This is a genomic window from Nakamurella lactea DSM 19367, assembly GCF_000426645.1.
Lineage (GTDB): Bacteria > Actinomycetota > Actinomycetes > Mycobacteriales > Nakamurellaceae > Nakamurella > Nakamurella lactea.
This window is the reverse complement of the sequence record NZ_AUFT01000018.1, coordinates 127,358-143,589: the sequence shown is the minus strand read 5'-3', so window position 1 is coordinate 143,589 and position 16,232 is coordinate 127,358. Positions and strand designations below refer to the sequence as shown.

Genomic DNA, 16,232 nt, shown 5'->3' with positions numbered 1-16,232 from the left:
GTGGGTGCGTGCAGACCGAGGTGTGTGTGGACTCCGCGAGCGGAGTGCGGGTGGCGGCCGCCGCCGGCGCGGATCGGGTCGAGTTGTGCTCGGCTCTGGAGGTCGGCGGGCTGACGCCGTCGATGGGCCTGATCGAGCAGGCGGTGCAGGCGTCCGCCGGCTCCGGCCTGCAGGTACAGGTGCTGATCCGGCCGCGGCCCGGCGACTTCCACTACCAGATCGACGAAATCCGGTGCATGGAAAGGGATATCGCGGCGGCGGTGGCGGCCGGCGCGCACGGGGTGGTCGTCGGTGCCCTGCGGGTCGACGGCTCGGTCGACGACGATGTGCTGGCCAGGCTGGTTGCCGCCGCCCGGGCCGCCGGCCGCCGCGCGTCGATACCGGTGGCACTCACCTTCCACCGGGCCTTCGACGTGGCGCTCGATCCGTTCGTCGCGCTGGAAACGGTGCGCCGTAACGGGTTCGACCGAATCCTGACCAGCGGTCAGGCGGCCACCGCCGGCGCCGGCGCGGCCCTGCTGGCCGAGCTGGTGCGGCGTTCCGGCCCGTCCGACGGCGGCCCAGCGATCGGCATCCTGGCCGGCGGCGGGATCCGAGGCGACAACGTCGCCGAGCTCGTGCGGGCGACCGGCGTCAGCCAGGTGCATTTCTCCGGACGCGCCCGGGTGCCGTCGGCCATGCGGCACCGCAACCCGGCGGTCACGATGGGCAGCGAGGACGCTGACCCGTACACCCGTCTCGTCACCGACCCGGACACGGTGCGGGCGATCATCGCCGCGGTCGGTGGTCCCGCGGGCGCCGCCGACGGTGAGGGCGCGGGGTCAGAGCGCCGCCCGGAGAAATGACCACCCGCCGAAGCTGATCAGACCCACGATCAGGCTGCTCCACAGCAGGCCCCGGCCGGTGTATCTCAGCGCCGGGCGGAGCGTGTCGCCCTCGACCCGCCGGCTCAGCAGCAGCAGGACGACACCGATCGTCATCGGTGCCAGCAGCACGGCCAGCCACCAAGGCGACCCGTCCACCGCGGCCTTCATCCCGACGAACCAGGCGAACACCCCGGCGGCCAGCACCGCCACGGCGAACGCCAGCCGGGCCGGGTAGGGATCCGACGCGACGTGTGGGAACGGGCTCAGCAGGGCCCGACGTCGTTGGTGGGCCCGCCACACCTCACCGAGCGTAAGTTCCGGCTCCGGCGGCACGACCGACGGTTGGGGGAGCGGCGCAGGTTCCTGCTCCGTCCACCAGTGACCGGTGGGCAGCGGATCGGTCGGTTCCTGCGATGCATTCGCCATCATCGACGAGACTAGGGCGCGCGCCGTCCGGCCGTCCGGTTGTCCACAATCGGGGCCGGTCACTCCGGCCCCGGTGTCGAAGCGCCGGCGGCGACCCATCCCACCCCGCGAGCGGCGAGCCGGTGCCACGACGCCCACCCCCGGAGCATGGTGTGTTCGCCGTCCGTCAGGCGCAGGAACGGCACGGCGTCCGGGGGGCCGGTGGCCGCCCGCCGGGCCCACCGGGCGCCGTCGGCGGCCGGCACCGTCCGGTCGGCGGCCCCGTGCACCAGCATCACCCGCCGGCCGACCGGAGGCGACGCGGTCTCGCCGGCCGGGAGCCAGGCCGCCAACCCGACCATCCCGGCGACCCCGGTCTCGGCCAGCACCCTGGCGCCTACCCGGCCGCCCATCGAATGCCCGACCAGCACGATCGGCCGCCCCGGACAGCGGTCGCGCAGTTGCGCCAGCGCCCAACGGGCATCGCGCACCGGGGGACCGCCGTCATCCCAGCCCTGCTGCGCGTTCCACAGCAGATACACCGCACGGCGGGAGTCCGCCCGCAGCAGCGTCGGCGCGAACAGCGCCATCCGCAGCGCCGGCGGCCACAGCAGCGGGACCCGCCGGCGGTTGATCCCCTCGTCACCACCGTGCAGCAACAGCACGATGCGGTCCGGGTCGGCAGGCCCGGCGAGCCGACGCAGCCGAGCGCCGTCGGCGGAGCGCTGGGTGGCCGTCATCGGACCAGTCTGCCGGGCCGGCGTGGGATCCTGGAGGCATGCCGCGCCGCCCCGTGACCCCCGAGGAAGCCGAGACAGCGGTGCGGAACGCGGCGCGACCGGCCGACGCCATGGCCGCCGCCGAGCTCAAGGCGACCGTCCGGGTGACCCTGCACTGGCTGGCCCAGCGCAATCCGGGCCGATCGGTGGAGATCCGGGTGCCGCCGTACGCCGCGGTGCAGGCGATCGAGGGCCCCCGGCACACCCGCGGCACTCCGCCCAACGTGGTGGAGACCGACGCCGACACCTGGCTGGAGCTGGTCAGCGGCCGGCTCGGCTTCGCCGATGCCATGGCCGCCGGCCGGGTCAGGGCCAGCGGCACCCGCGCCGACCTGGCCGAGTTCTTGCCGCTGCGGGTCTGACCGACAATTGCGCTGGGACCTGCCGTGCGCGGAACGGTCCAGGTCGGTCGCTGCGGGAGCGGCCGGCTGGTCAGAAGTCCAGCACCTCGAGGACGGCCAGCGCGTAGGCGCACTCGGCGTCGGGATGACGATGCTCGGTCGCGATGTGGCCCTCGCCGGCCACTCCCTTGGGTCCGAGCGTCTTCAGGGCCGGCAGCACCGTCACCACCCAGTCGTCGCCGTCGGGGTACAGCCCGCCGAACCGGTCGCCGAGTTCCTCCCGCAGCCGACCTTCCCACGGCAGCCAGAGCACATCGGTCAGCGCCAACGAGTCGAGCGCCCACTCGGTGGTGCCGTTGAATCCGATCAGCCGGCCCTCCGGCCGGTCGTGCACCTCGACGGTCATCTGGCTCACCACGAAGACCTCGTCGTCCATCCCGCGGTCGGGCACCACGAACCGGTCGCCGGGGGACGGCTCCCAGACCAGCCCGCCGGCCAAGAGCCGCCTGGCCAGCTCGATGGTGATCACGGTCCTACTGTTCCCCGAGTTGGCGCCGCGGTCCAGGCCGGTGGGACCGGTAGAGTGGGTACACGCGGCCTTGAACACCCACCCCGCGTAAGGAGCAGCCTCTCGTGGCCATCAGCCCGGTTCACCCCTCGGTGGGCCCGATGTCAGCCCCGCAGGACGAGCGCCAGCCGGACGTACCCGAGAACGAGCCCCGCGAGGAGTGCGGCGTCTTCGGTGTCTGGGCACCCGGCGAGGAGGTGGCCAAGCTCACCTACTACGGCCTGTACGCGTTGCAACACCGTGGTCAGGAAGCGGCCGGCATTGCGGTCGCCGACGGCAGCGCGATCGTGGTCTTCAAGGACCTCGGCCTTGTCTCGCAGGTGTTCGACGAGCAGACTCTCGGGTCGCTGCGCGGGCACATCGCGGTCGGCCACTGCCGTTACTCCACCACCGGCTCGGTGACCTGGGAGAATGCCTCGCCGACCTTCGCCGTCACCCCGGTCGGCTCCGGCATCGCCATGGGCCACAACGGCAACCTGGTGAACACCGCTGAGCTGGCCAGACAGGTCGATGTGCTGCCGCACCGGGCCGACCGGCCGAACTCGACCACCGATTCCGACATCATCAGCCGCCTGCTGGCCGCCGAATGCGTCGACCAGAGCCTCGAATCGGCGGCGATGTCGTTGCTGCCCAGGCTGTCCGGCGCGTTCAGCCTGGTGTTCTGCGACGAGCACACGCTGTACGCGGCCCGCGATCCGCAGGGCGTGCACCCGCTGGTGCTTGGCCGGCTGGAGCGCGGCTGGGTGGTCGCCTCCGAGACCGCGGCGCTGGACATCGTCGGCGCCTCGTTCGTCCGCGAGGTCGAGCCGGGTGAGCTGCTGGCCATCGACGCCGACGGACTGCGCAGCCAACGATTCGCGCCCTCGGACCCGAAGGGCTGCGTCTTCGAGTACGTCTATCTGGCCCGTCCGGACACCACCATCGCCGGCCGCGGCATCTACGCCACCAGGGTGGAGATCGGCCGTCGACTGGCCCGCGAGCACGCCGTCGAGGCGGATCTCGTCATCCCCACTCCGGAGTCCGGCACCCCGGCGGCCATCGGCTATGCCGAGGAGTCCGGCATCCCCTACGGCCAGGGTCTGGTGAAGAACTCCTATGTCGGGCGGACCTTCATCCAGCCGTCGCAGACCATCCGGCAGCTCGGCATCCGGCTCAAGCTGAACCCGTTGCGCGAGGTGATCCGCGGCAAACGGCTGGTGGTGGTGGACGACTCGATCGTCCGCGGCAACACCCAGCGGGCGCTGGTCAGGATGCTGCGGGAGGCCGGGGCGCTCGAGGTACACGTGCGGATCGCCTCGCCGCCGGTCAAGTGGCCGTGCTTCTACGGGATCGACTTCGGCACCAGGATCGAGCTGATCGCCAGTTCCAGCGAGGTGGAGGGCGTCCGGCAGTCGCTGGGCGCCGACACCCTCGGCTACGTGTCGCTGGATGCGCTGGTGTCGGCCACCGAGCAGCCGCGGAACCGGTTGTGCACCGCGTGTTTCAGCGGCGAGTACCCGATCGCCATCCCGGAGCAGATCGGCAAGCACGTGCTGGAGGACATCGCCCGCGGGGTCGAGCAGGACCGGGTCGAGCAGGACCGGGTCGAGCAGGACCGGGTCGAGCTGGGTGCGCCACCGGGCACGGCCGGGACAGACAGCTCGACGGCTCCGCAGCTCGACTACTCCACCCAGGCAGGCAGGTCATGACCGAACCACGCACCTCCTTCGGCTCCGGCGCCACCTATGCCGGATCCGGGGTGTCGATCCAGGCCGGCGAGGACGCCGTCGAGAAGATCAAGCCGTGGGCGGCGAAGACCCGTCGGCCGGAGGTGCTGGACGGCCTCGGCGGGTTCGCCTCGCTGTTCCGGCTGCCGGTGGACAAGTACCGGGATCCGATCCTGGCGTCGTCGTCGGACGGGGTCGGCACCAAGTCGGCGATCGCCCAGGCGATGGGCAAGCACGACACCATCGGCATCGATCTGGTGGCGATGGTGGTCGACGACCTGGTGGCCTGCGGCGCCGAGCCGCTGTTCCTGCAGGACTACATCGCCTGCGGGAAGATCGATCCGGAGAAGATCTCGACCATCGTCTCCGGCATCGCCGAGGGCTGCGTGCGGGCCGGCTGCGCGCTGGTCGGCGGCGAGACCGCTGAACACCCCGGCCTGATGGCTCCGGACGACTACGACCTGGCGTCCACCGCTGTCGGGGTGGTGGAGGCCGACAACATCATCGGCCCCGATCGGGTGCGGCCCGGCGACGTGGTGATCGGGATGGGCAGCTCCGGCGTGCACTCCAACGGCTACTCGATGATCCGGCACGTGCTGCTCGACGTCGCCCGGCTGCCGTTGGACGGGCACGTCGAGGAGTTCGGCAGGACCCTCGGCGAGGAGCTGTTGGAGCCCTGCCGGATCTATGCCCTTGACTGCCTGGCACTGGCCAGGGAGACCGACGTGCACGCGATCGCGCACATCACCGGCGGTGGACTGGTCGGCAACCTGGCCAGGGTGATCCCCGGTGGCCTGACCGCGGCGCTGGATCGCCGTTCGTGGACACCGCTACCGGTGTTCAACTACATCGGTGGCCGCGGCCGGATCGAGCGCTCCGAGATGGAGAAGGCCTTCAACATGGGCGTCGGGATGGTCGCTGTGCTGCCGCCCGACGATGTCGACCGGGCGCTGGCCATGCTCACCGCGCGGCACGTGCCCGCGTGGGTGCTCGGCGCCGTCGAGGTCAGCGCGGTGGACGCACCGCGTGCGGTGCTGACCGGCGAACACCCCCGGTTCTGAGCACCGGGCGGTTCTGAGTACCGACCGGTACTGGAGCACCGACCGGTACTTGAGCACCGGGCCGTACCGGAATACCGGGCAGTACTGATCACCGAGCGTGCGGACCAGCGCCGCGTCGTCCGCTGGTCTGCTCAGCGGTGGCCGGGCATCATCGGGTGCGGTGGGTTCGCCCGGTGCGTCCGACGGATCGGGGCTGACGCCGGGCAGCTCACATCCACCGGCCGGGCCGGGAATGCGGGGAACGCCGGTCAGCGCCCTGCGACGACGGTGGCAGGTCGATCAATAACCGGCCGAGGCGTAACGCCCGGCGTTGCCGTCGTCGTCCTCTTCGTCGTATCCGCTGTACGGATCGGCGTACGGATCTTCCTCCACCACCTTGGTGGGAGTGGGCGGACTCACCGGAGCGCTGGAAAGCTCTCGCTGGAGGGCGGTGACGTCGATCGCCGAGGAGCTGTACTTCAGTTCCCGAGCGACCTTGGTCTGCTTCGCCTTTTGACGGCCTCGCCCCATGGCGGACCCCCTTGCACGTGAGAAGCGGGGCGGCCGGCTACGGGCGGCCCCGGAATCAGTAGTTGTTCGTGCCTCAAAGCTTACAGTGTCGGTGCAACACCGGGGGCGAGGGTCACCCTGCCCACGGCGAGTCCGCCGCCCAGTACGGGCGGGGCCGCCAGTTCGGTCAACATGTCCGAATCCAGGCCCAGTGCCCGCAATCCTGCCACCAGCACCGGCATCCGCGCGCGGGCAGCCCCGTCGGAGATCTTCACCGCCACCGCTGACCCGTCGGGCAGCGCCGCCACGTGCACCCCCTCGGCGCCGCCCTTCATCAGCACGCCGGGGTGCGCAGACATCACCAGCGTGTCGTCCCGGCCGGTCCCGGCCACCAGCTCCGGGTGTGCCCGCATGGCGTCGGCCACCGCCCGGTCCGGGGTGCCCTCCTCGGCGGTGGTCAGCCGGCCGAAGCCGCGGGCCAGGCCGGTCAGGCTGGTGCCGAGCAGCGGTGCGCCACACCCGTCGACGCCGACCGCTGCCGGCAGCTCGCCGGTGATCCTGGTCACCGCCGCCGACACCAGCTGTTGGTACGGGTGCGCCGGGTCGAGGTAGCTGCGGGTGTCCCAGCCGCCCGCCACGCAGGCGGTGAGCATGCCGGAGTGCTTGCCCGAGCAGTTCATGTAGATCCGCCGGGGCGGTTCGCCGGCCCGGATGACGGCGTTCCGCGCGGTTTCGTCGCCCGGCAGGTCCGGCGGGCAGCGCAGGTCGTCCTCGGTGAGCCCGGCGGCGGCGAGAATGGCCCTGGCCCGCTCGACGTGCATGGGTTCACCGGAATGCGAGGCGGCGGCCAGCGCCAGATCCGGCCCGGCCAGCGCGGCGCCGGCCTCCAGCATGGCGATGGCCTGGAACGGCTTGTTCGACGAGCGCGGGAAGATCGGTTGCTCCGGATCGCCCAATGCGTACCGGACGGCCCCGTCAGACCCGGTGATCACCATCGCGCCGAAGTGCGAGCACTCGTCGAATCCGCTGCGGACCACTCGGACGAGTTCGACGTAGTGCTCGGTGGACATGCAGATCTCCTCGGATGACAGACGGGACGTACGCCGGACGCGGCCGGCCGGAATTGCCGGCGGTGCCGGCCAGAGTCTGCTCGGCCGGCGCCGGCCCGCCCGATTGTCCAGCATCGGGCAGCCGGCCGTCACCGCGGTATCGACCGCCCGGCTCCCGGCGTCGGTGGGTTCGGCAGACTGGGCGGATGACTTCTGCGACCCACCCGCTGGCGGAGTTGCTGGTCGCTGCCGAGGCCGGCCGGTTCCCGGCCGCCGACGGCGGCTGGCACCGGCTGCCGCAGTGGCGACCGGGCCTGCAGGCGATCGTCGCCTTCACCGGCCACGCGGTACTGGTGGCCGACCGGTTCGATGCCGGCAGGCTCGAACAGCTCGGGTTCGACGGTGTCGGCGGCGCCCACGACCCGCGGGTGATCAGCGAACTCGCCGGCCCGGACGGCTGGATCGACAGCCTGGACGGGCTGCTGGTGCGCCGCGGCGCCGGCGGCCCGCCGCGGCTGGTGCCCAGGCCCGACCTCGCCGACCACCCCAGGGTGACGTTCTCCCGGGCAGTTCGCGACGGCGTGCGGGTGTGGGGCTACCCGGATCCCGGATCCCGGTCACTGGTGGCGGTGTCCACCGGGATCGCCGGCCTCACCGAGATCGGCTTCGAACTGGATCCCGGGGTTCGGGGCAGCGGAGCCGGTACCCGGCTGGTCGCCGACGCGCTCACCGTGATCCCGCGGGAGTCGGTGGTGTTGGCCGCGGTTGCCCCGGGGAACGCGGCCAGCCTCCGGGTGCTGGTGCGCTCCGGGTTCCGCCCGGTCGCATCGGTGCAGCTGTTCCGTCCGAAACCCGCGGTCAGTGATGGTGCGAACTGTCGACCGCCCACGCATCGATGACCGTCTCCTTGAAGGTCGACCCGGCGCTGTCCCAGGCCTCCGACCGCAGCGAGAGCGAGGTCGCTCCCGGCGGAGCGGCCACGGTCGCCGAGTACTCGCCCGCCTTCCGTCCGGCGGCGACGTGCACCGGCTTCCAGGTCGCGCCGGCATCCGCGGACGACCACAGCTTCAGGCCCCTGATGCTGCCTCCGGCCGAGCCGTCCTGGTGGGAGACCCGGAGATCGAGCCGGGTCGAGCGTGCGCCGGTGTTCAGTTCGTCAAGGCCCTTGACCCCGTAGTCCAGCTGCAGCAACGGGAGGATGGTCGGCTCGGCGGTGGTCGCGGACCGGAAGCCCCACTCGGTCGTGACACCGGTCGACAGCGGCCACCAGTCGACATCACGGTGCGATTCGAGCCGCATGCGATATGCATGGGTCTCCGGGAGCAGCGTGCCACTGGCGTTGGCGCCCTCGCTGTCGACCAGCTGCTGGTCGTCCATCCAGAACTGGAACCGTCCCGTCGTGCCCTCGTCGGGTCCCCATTCCTGCGCGTTCCCGGCGCCGTCCACCCGGTAGGGCAGGTTGATCGCCAGGAAGTCTCCGTCGCGGTACACCGAGGAGGTCTCCGGCCCGTCGGGCGCGGGCAGCAGCCCGCCGTGGTGAACCTGACCGACCATGGTTTCCTTCACCAGCTGCCGCGGCCGGTAGGTGTTCGGAGCGCTGGTGAACCGGGACGGCCAGGCGGTTTTCGTCATCGGCTGGATCGACCGCTCGAAGGTGATGTCCCGGTCGGTGGAGTAGTAGACCTCACGCGTGGCAAGCGGCGCGTCGACGTCGAAGCTGAATCCGGTGTAGTTCCCGCCGCCCTGCATGATGACCATCTCCGACATCGGGGTGTTCGGCGCGAACGCCTTGACCTCGACCTCGGACCTCGCCGTCGTCCGGGAGTTCGCCTGGTAGGTGAGGCTTTTCGGGATGTGGTCCTCGAGGTACCCGAGAGCGTATTGGTAGGACGGCGTCGCGATGCCCGTTCCCTTCAGCCGGGCGCCGCCCTTGCCGGCCAGCGCGATCAGCTTCAGCCCGATGTCGCGGGAGAGGGTCAGTGTCGGCAGCGGCTTTTCGGTCATGAACAGGAACCGCTGGAACTCCACGGACTCGTAGAAGGGGCCGGGGCCGGCGCCGTAGACGATCACCGCCTTCGCGCCGGCGTCCTTCGCCGCCTGCGCCTGGGCGTCCAGGGTGGGGTCGCCGTGATCCTCGACCAGCACGACGGCGCCCTTCGCGCCGGCCGCGGCCAACTCCGCGGGAGTGCCGGTGCCGCCGTCCACCAGCGGGGCCGACAGCGCCCCGACATAGGTGGGAGAGAGCACGCCGTAGTTCAGCTCGCGGGACACATCGATCGGCCGTCCGCGGCCGACCGCCGAGACGTCCAGCAGCGGCTGGAACATCATGTAGCGCGTACTGACCTTGACCTCGCCGGCCAGCGCACCGTCGGCCGGGAGCACGTACAGATCGAGGTCGAGCCCGCCTTCCGGACCGCCGATGCCCGTCGTGACGTAGGTCTGAACGGGGTACTGGCGGTTCGGGAGAGTCCGGATGAGCCCCTCGTCGACGTTGTGTTCCTTGGATTCCTTCTCCGTCCTGACGTCGACCGGAATGCCCTGGCGGCCGTTGAGGACCAGGGTCTTGTCCCCGTCCAACGTGACGTCGCGGGTATAGGAGGTGAAGCCGTCCAGGAACCGCGCGGTCGGGGAGGTGACGTTGAGCAGCTGTCCCATCACGGCATAGCGACCCGCTGGCAGCCGGACCTCGGCAACGCCGTCGGTGAAGCCGAACCATTGATTGATGCTGGGGTCGTCGATGCCGTACACCATTCCGGAGCTGCCCGGCGCGGCCGGCGCACCCGAGTGCTGGGTCGCCTCGAGCCGCAGGGTGTGCATGTCGGGCTCGGTGCGGAAGGTGAGAACGGTTCTGACGGGGGCGAATCCGGCCCTCGCGGCGGTGAGCGCGCCGGTGAACCGGTTCGGGTCGGCGGCCTGCGGATCCACCACGACGTCCACCGTCGCCGTGCCGTGTCCGGGCACGGTCACCGTGTCGGTCGACAAGCTGACCAGACCGGTCGGCGCCGCCGTCCCGTCGGCCGAGGTCGCCGTGACGCTCAGCTGGAGCGTGTACTCGGCATCGGAGGTGTTCGTATAGGTCACCGTCTGGGTGCGCGGCTGCTCGGTGGCGCGCGGCGAGGAGAAGACCCCGAACGACAGCGATGCCGGCGTCGGGTAGACGTCCTGGCCGAGTGCACCCGGGATCCACAGCCGCCCAGCACCCTCGGAGTAGACCGGATTCCCGGTCGGCTGTGCCGAGGCCATCAGCACCGACTTGAGTGCCTGGGCGCTCAGGTCCGGGCGCGCGGCCCGCAGGATGGCGGCGGCCCCGGCGACGTGCGGCGTCGCCATCGACGTGCCGGACATGCTGGTGTAGAGATCGTCGACGGGATCTCCGATGTTCGTCCCGGCGGCGCGCGCGGCCACGATCCCGTCGCCGGGCGCGACGATGTCGGGCTTGATCGCGTCGTCCCCGAATCGCGGACCGACCGATGAGAAGTACGCGATGGAGTCGCTGTCGGTCACCGCTCCGACGGTCAGGGCGGTGGTCGCGGTGCCCGGCGTGGTGACGGTGCCGGACGTCCCGTTGTTGCCCTCGTTCCCGGCCGCGATCACCACCAGCGTGTCGTACCGCTGCGAGATGGAGTCGACCGCCATCGCTGCCGGGTCGGAGCCGTCGGTGTAGTTCCCCTTCTCACCGAGGCTCAGGTTGATGACGTCGGCCCCGTTGGCCGCGGCCCACTCCATGGCGTCGATCACCCACGAGGTGTCGCCCTCGCCGGCCGCGTTCAGCACCCTGCCGTTCAGCAGGTGCGCGCCGGGGGCGACGCCCCGGTTCGCCCCGTCGGACGCCTCACCGGTGCCGGCGATGATCGAGGCGACGTGGGTGCCGTGACCCAACTCGTCGTTGGTGCTGCCGCTTCCGGTGAAGTCGCGCTGCAGGGTCACCACCCCGTCATCGAGGTCGGGATGCGAGGTGTCGATGCCCGAGTCGAGGACGGCGACGGTCGCTCCGGTGCCGTCCTGTCCGGCCGCCCATGCGGCGGGAGCGCCGATCTGCGGCATCGAGTCGGCGTCCAGCACGTGGATCGGCGCGTCCAACCACACCTTTTTCACGGTCGGGGCGTTCTCAACGGCGTCGACGAGCGCGGGTGCGCCGTCGTCGGCCGAGACCTCGCCGGCGACGGCCGAGATCGATTCGAGTGTTCGTTCGGGATCGACGCCGAGTGCGGTCCAGTTCGGAGTCGCGACCCGTGCGGACGCGGGTGCAGCGGTCTGCACGATCACCGGCGTGCCGTCGTTCGTCTTGTCCCGCGCGGATTTCTCCAGCGCCAGGACGTCGAACAGGTTCAGGTCGAGCTTGTCGGGAACCAGCGGTGCGACATCGGAGGGAATGACATAGAGGTGACCGTCATTGCCGAAACTCGTATAGTTGACGGGCCTGCCATCGGCTCTCGATGCCGGCTGGAAGGAGATGGTGGGTTTACCATCCGCGCCGTTCACCAGCTGGACCCGGTCGCCGGTGATCAGGGTGACTCCCGGATCCGTGCTGGCCGCCGGGGCGGCGGCGAACGGCTGCACTTCGGCGACTGCCGGGCTCGGTCCGGCCGCGGCGGCGCCGGTTGAGAGTCCGTTCAGGAGAAGGGAAATGGAGGCAATGCCAACGACGATGCCGGCACGTGCAGTTCTGATGTTCACGCAAACCCCTCGGTGGGGAGCGTTGGTTGCCGTCCCGGCGGGACCTGACCATCGCTCCGGAGGGGAGCTGGCAAACGCGACGGATACGTGGCGTACCCGAGCGGCAAGCATCCCCTCTCATGGATTCGAGACTCGAACCCAACCATGCGAATTGTCTGCATCGCAATAGGTGCCGCGCATTTTCTTCGAAAGTGCCAAAGGATGGCATTTTGCTGACACTTGACCATTTATGACATTGCCAAGGGGCTGAGTGCCGACCCCCTCAGCGCGGCACCAGCTGGAACCACCGCTGCCGGTCGAACGGGTCAGGTCCGGTGCGCATTCGGGTCGGCGGGTGCCGGTCGGGCACCGGGGCGTGATGGTCCAGCCGAGTCACCAGCACTCCCTCCCCGCTGGTCAGGTCCGGCAGCCGGGCGGCCAGGTCGGGCACCGCGGCTGACGGCAGGTGCCCCACCAGCCGGGTGTAGCCGCCGCCGACCGAGGTGTCCATGACTGCCGCGCCCAGCCGACCGAGCACCGGCGTCACCACCGGGACCATCCGGTCCGGCACGTCCAGATCGAACCGGTCGACCGGTCGGCACACCACGGTGTCCGCCCGCCGCAGCGCGGCCATCAGGACCACCGGCGCCAGGTGCCGGAAGTCGGCGGCGACGCTGGAGATCGACTTGTCGAATTTCTGGTGCGGCCGGCTCTGTCGTGGCCAGTACTGTGACGCCGTCATCGTCACCCGGCAGTCGGTCACGGTCCAGCCGTGCAGCCCCTGCCGCAGTGCCCTGCGCACCCCTTCCTCGGTGGCGTTGATGAACGCCGGTGGCAGGTTGCCGCGCTCGATGCCGGGGGAGAACTCGATGCCGTGACCGAGCGACGCCGCCTCGATGCGCAGGCCGATCCCGGCCAGATAGGGATTGTCGTTCTGCCGGATCCGATCGACCGCGGTTCCGGTGCCGATCACCCGCTCCAGACAGACCACCGATGTCTCGGAGAATCGCGCCCGGACGCCGTACCGATCGGCCAGCAGCGCCGCGATCACCTCCTTCTGCACCTCGCCGTGCAGGCTGACGACTGCCGATTGCCCGCCATCACCGGGACTGTCGTCCAGATGCAGGTCGATCAGTGGGTCCTCCTCGGCCAGCTCGGTCAACCCGGCGAACATCGCCATCCGCCGGGACGGGTCCTCGGGCTCGACGATGGCCTGCAGGGTGGCCGGGGCGAAGCGGTGCGTGCGTCGCAGCGGCGGCCGCCCGACCGTGTCGCCGATCCGCGCCGTCGGGCCACGCAGTACGGCGATCTGACCGGCGCCGGCGACCCGGCGAACCCGTGCACCGCCGGGTTCGCTGACCGCCACCTCGGTGAGCGTTGTGGCCGGTCGTCCGCCGATGCTGATCCGGTCGCGGACCCGCAGCCGACCCGACCAGAGCCGGATCCAGGCGCGCCGGCCGCGGTCGTCGCGGTCCAGCGCGAAGACGGTGCCGGCCGGCGGACCGTCGTCGTTCGCGGCCGGCGGAAGGAGCTCGACGAGCACCCGCCGCAGTTCGGCCGTGCCGGCGCCGGTGATCGCCGACCCGACGAGCACCGGTGTCAGGGTGCGGCGGCGGACCCCGGCCCGCAAGGCGCGCAGCACCTGGCGGCGGCGGGCCGGTTCGCCGGCCGCCCAGCGGGCCAGCACGCCGTCGTCGGTCTCGGCGACGGCGGCCAGCACCGCCTCGTTGGTGACCGGCACGCCGGCGACGGCGGCGCCGCGGGTGCCCTGGTCGACCGGCCGGGCCAACTCGACCAGCTGCGGGGTGAGGCGGCGCCGGACCTGGTCCAGCACGGCGCCGACATCGGCCCCGGATCGGTCGATCTTGTTGACGAACAACACCGTCGGCACGCCGATGCGTTGCAGCGCACGCCAGATGACGACGGTCTGCGGCTGCACACCCTCGACGGCGGAGAGCACCAGCACGGCCGCGTCGAGCACCCCGAGGGAGCGTTCGACCTCGGCGATGAAGTCCGGATGGCCGGGGGTGTCCAACAGGTTGACGGACAGCCCGCCGATCGCGAACGAGGTGACGGCGGCACGGATGGTGATCCCGCGGCGGCGCTCAAGCTCCATCGAATCGGTGCTGGTGGTGCCGGCATCGACGCTGCCGGGCGCCTCGATGGCGCCGGCTTCGTAGAGCAGGCGCTCGGTCAGGCTGGTCTTGCCGGCATCAACGTGCGCGACGATGCCGAGATTGAGGTACCGCGGCGGTACCGGCGGCGCAGGGGACAAGGGTCAGCTCCACACTGGGACGGAAGGGGGTCCGGGGCGTGGAAGCTGCTCGCATGTCGTCTCCTGGAAGTCGGGTCGATCTGCGCCGAGAATGACATGTTGCCGACGGCCAGGGCGAACGGTTTTCGGTGCGCGGCCCGGATGGCTGTCGACCCGGGAGTCACGCAGTAGGTGGTGCCGGGCTCAGCGGAGGTCTTCGGCCGCGACCCGGCCGGCGGCGACAACATGAACGACGTGGCCGCCCGGCCGGCTCGCGGTGTCGGCCGGGGCACCGAAGTAGCGAACCGCGATCTCGGTCGGGCCGAGGTCGTCGGCAACGGTGAAGCCGTTGGCCCGCAACAACTGATGAAGGTCGGCGGTGCCGAAGTGGGTTCGCCACGGTTCGCCGACCGAAGCCACGTTGGCCGCCCGGCGATCCCGGTCGGCGCGCTGCCGTGGGGTGAGCTCGTCCGCCGGATTGGCGTAGTCGAACACCAGGTGCGCGCCCGGCAGGCGGCCGATGGCGGCCAGCGTGCCGATGATTGCCTCGGAGGTCAGGTACGGCACGACGCCGAGCCAGCTGACGAACAGCGGGGCGCCGGGATCGACGCCGCCGGTCAGCAGGGCCGGCATCAGCTCGTCGCGTTCGAGGTCGACCGGAAGGTGCCGAACCGAACCGGGGACGTCGATACCGGCATCGGCCAGTCGGGCCCGCTTCCAGGCCTGGGTGGCGGGGTGATCGACCTCGAACACCCGCAGCCCTGGATACGGATTGCGGTAGCCGAAGGTGTCAAGGCCGGCGCCGAGTACCACGAGCTGACGAACGCCGCCGTCGACCGCGGCGGCCAGCGCGTCCTCGGCGAATCGACTGCGGGCGGCGATGAACAGCCGCATCCGGCGCCGTTCGGGATGTGCCCGGTCCTCGGCCAGCAGCTCCGGTGCGGACAGGCCGACGATGCGGTGGGCCAACGGGTCGGCGAAGGTACGGCCCCGTTCGACGATCTGATGGGTCGCCCGGTGCCTGGCGGCGCCGAGGGCCGTCCGGCTCGGCTCCCGCAGATCGGTCACGACAGGATGTCGCGCAGCACCGCAGGATCGATGTTCCCACCGGAGACGATGGCGACCCGCTTGCCGGGCGGCAGCTGGGCACTGTGATGCAGGTGTGCGGCGGTGGCCACCGCGCCGCTGGGCTCGGACGCCAGGTGCGCCCGCAGGGTGAGCTGCCGGGTGGCGTCCCGGATCTCGTCCTCGGTGACGGTGATGATGTCGTGCACCTGGGCCCGGATGTGTTGCCACGGCAGGTCTCCGACGCTGAAGGTGCGCAGGCCGTCGGCGATCGTGCGGGCCGTCTGCTCGGGTTTCCAGGTGAGCTTCTCACCGGCCGCGAACGATGCGGCGGCGTCGCCGGCCAGTTCCGGCTCGACGCCGATCACCTTCGCGTTCGGCAGCACGGCGGCGGCCGCCGCGGCGATGCCGGAGATCAGACCGCCGCCGGACACCGGGACCAGGATGACGGCGACATCCGGTGCTTCTTCGGCGATCTCGAGGGTGATGGTGCCCTGCCCGGCGATGACGTTCCGGTCATCGTACGGCGGGATCATCGGCTTACCGGTCTCGGCCTGGATCTCCAGCGGCCGGGTGAACCGCTGCTGCAGCGGGACCAGCTCGACGGTGGCGCCGAGGGCCTCGGTGGCGGCGATCTTCCGTGGCGGCGCGTTGTCCGGGATCACGATGTGCGCGTCGATGCCGAAGAACTTCGCCGCCAACGCGACTGCCTGCGCATGGTTGCCGGACGAGTGGGCGAGTACTCCGCCGGCCCGCACCGCCGGATCGAGCGCCGCGATCGCGTTGATCGCGCCGCGGATCTTGAAGGCGCCCATCGGTTGCAGCAGTTCGGCTTTCAACCACAACTGGGCATCGGCGTCCGATCCTGCCCCGGCAGTGTCGGCCCAGGGCGCCGGCAACAGCGGGGTCCGCAGCGCATGGCCGGCGATTCGCCGGGCGGCGGCGTGGATCTCATCGATGGTTACCAGGTCGGTGGTCACCGTGTCGGACATG

General features: G+C 71.1%; 14 protein-coding genes. 5 read left to right on the top strand and 9 right to left on the bottom strand.

Annotation, left to right across the window (positions count from 1 at the left end):
- Nucleotides 1-8: 8 nt before the first annotated feature.
- Entirely contained in the window at nt 9-845 is an 837-nt protein-coding gene (locus K340_RS31085) for a copper homeostasis protein CutC (RefSeq protein ID WP_211229508.1), read from the top strand.
- Here K340_RS31085 and K340_RS0117475 read toward each other — a convergent pair.
- The gene (locus tag K340_RS0117475; protein WP_211229507.1) at nt 822-1,295 is read right to left on the bottom strand and encodes a UbiA prenyltransferase family protein; all 474 of its coding nucleotides are present in this window, start codon (nt 1,293-1,295) and stop codon (nt 822-824) included. The two genes, K340_RS31085 and K340_RS0117475, sit on opposite strands and share 24 nt — an antisense overlap.
- Nucleotides 1,296-1,351: 56 nt before the next feature.
- Nucleotides 1,352-2,011 carry an alpha/beta hydrolase gene (locus tag K340_RS31080; RefSeq protein ID WP_051266691.1) on the bottom strand — a complete coding sequence of 220 codons (660 nt, stop codon included), beginning with the start codon at nt 2,009-2,011 and terminating at the stop codon, nt 1,352-1,354.
- A 38-nt stretch (nt 2,012-2,049) separates the two neighbouring features.
- Here K340_RS31080 and K340_RS31075 point away from each other — a divergent pair, with 38 nt between their 5' ends.
- The gene (locus K340_RS31075) at nt 2,050-2,412 is read left to right on the top strand and encodes a sterol carrier family protein (protein ID WP_029137651.1); all 363 of its coding nucleotides are present in this window, start codon (nt 2,050-2,052) and stop codon (nt 2,410-2,412) included.
- Between the two features lie 70 nt (nt 2,413-2,482).
- On the opposite strand, the gene K340_RS0117460 is transcribed toward K340_RS31075, so the two are convergent.
- The gene (locus K340_RS0117460) at nt 2,483-2,920 is read right to left on the bottom strand and encodes a hypothetical protein (RefSeq protein WP_029137650.1); all 438 of its coding nucleotides are present in this window, start codon (nt 2,918-2,920) and stop codon (nt 2,483-2,485) included.
- 140 nt (nt 2,921-3,060) lie between these two features.
- Between K340_RS0117460 and purF the strand changes: the two genes are divergently transcribed.
- Both purF and purM read left to right on the top strand, forming a co-directional pair.
- The gene (purF, locus tag K340_RS31070; RefSeq protein ID WP_084614610.1) at nt 3,061-4,647 is read left to right on the top strand and encodes an amidophosphoribosyltransferase; all 1,587 of its coding nucleotides are present in this window, start codon (nt 3,061-3,063) and stop codon (nt 4,645-4,647) included.
- The gene (gene purM, locus K340_RS0117450) at nt 4,644-5,726 is read left to right on the top strand and encodes a phosphoribosylformylglycinamidine cyclo-ligase (protein ID WP_029137649.1); all 1,083 of its coding nucleotides are present in this window, start codon (nt 4,644-4,646) and stop codon (nt 5,724-5,726) included. The genes purF and purM overlap by 4 nt, the downstream gene beginning before the upstream one ends.
- Nucleotides 5,727-6,005: 279 nt before the next feature.
- Here purM and K340_RS0117445 read toward each other — a convergent pair whose 3' ends face one another.
- Both K340_RS0117445 and K340_RS0117440 read right to left on the bottom strand, forming a co-directional pair.
- A complete protein-coding gene (locus tag K340_RS0117445; protein ID WP_029137648.1) occupies nt 6,006-6,236 on the bottom strand; it encodes a DUF3073 domain-containing protein in 231 nt (76 codons plus the stop codon).
- A gap of 80 nt (nt 6,237-6,316) precedes the next feature.
- A complete protein-coding gene (locus K340_RS0117440) occupies nt 6,317-7,285 on the bottom strand; it encodes an asparaginase (protein ID WP_029137647.1) in 969 nt (322 codons plus the stop codon).
- Nucleotides 7,286-7,470: 185 nt separating this feature from the next.
- On the opposite strand from K340_RS0117440, the gene K340_RS31065 reads away from it, so the two are divergent.
- Complete coding sequence (locus tag K340_RS31065; protein ID WP_051266689.1) at nt 7,471-8,163, top strand: GNAT family N-acetyltransferase; 693 nt, start codon at nt 7,471-7,473, stop codon at nt 8,161-8,163.
- Here K340_RS31065 and K340_RS0117430 read toward each other — a convergent pair.
- The 4 genes from K340_RS0117430 to K340_RS0117415 form a co-directional block, all read right to left on the bottom strand.
- Entirely contained in the window at nt 8,123-11,941 is a 3,819-nt protein-coding gene (locus K340_RS0117430) for a S8 family peptidase (RefSeq protein WP_029137646.1), read from the bottom strand. The two genes, K340_RS31065 and K340_RS0117430, sit on opposite strands and share 41 nt — an antisense overlap.
- 262 nt (nt 11,942-12,203) lie before the next feature.
- Nucleotides 12,204-14,195 (bottom strand): elongation factor G, encoded by a 1,992-nt coding sequence (locus K340_RS0117425; protein ID WP_029137645.1) that lies wholly within the window; start codon nt 14,193-14,195, stop codon nt 12,204-12,206.
- A 183-nt stretch (nt 14,196-14,378) separates the two neighbouring features.
- A complete protein-coding gene (locus K340_RS0117420) occupies nt 14,379-15,242 on the bottom strand; it encodes a class I SAM-dependent methyltransferase (RefSeq protein ID WP_051266687.1) in 864 nt (287 codons plus the stop codon).
- Nucleotides 15,239-16,231, bottom strand: coding sequence for a threonine ammonia-lyase (locus K340_RS0117415; RefSeq protein WP_029137643.1), 993 nt, complete (start codon nt 16,229-16,231; stop codon nt 15,239-15,241). The genes K340_RS0117420 and K340_RS0117415 overlap by 4 nt, the downstream gene beginning before the upstream one ends.
- Nucleotide 16,232 lies beyond the last annotated feature (1 nt).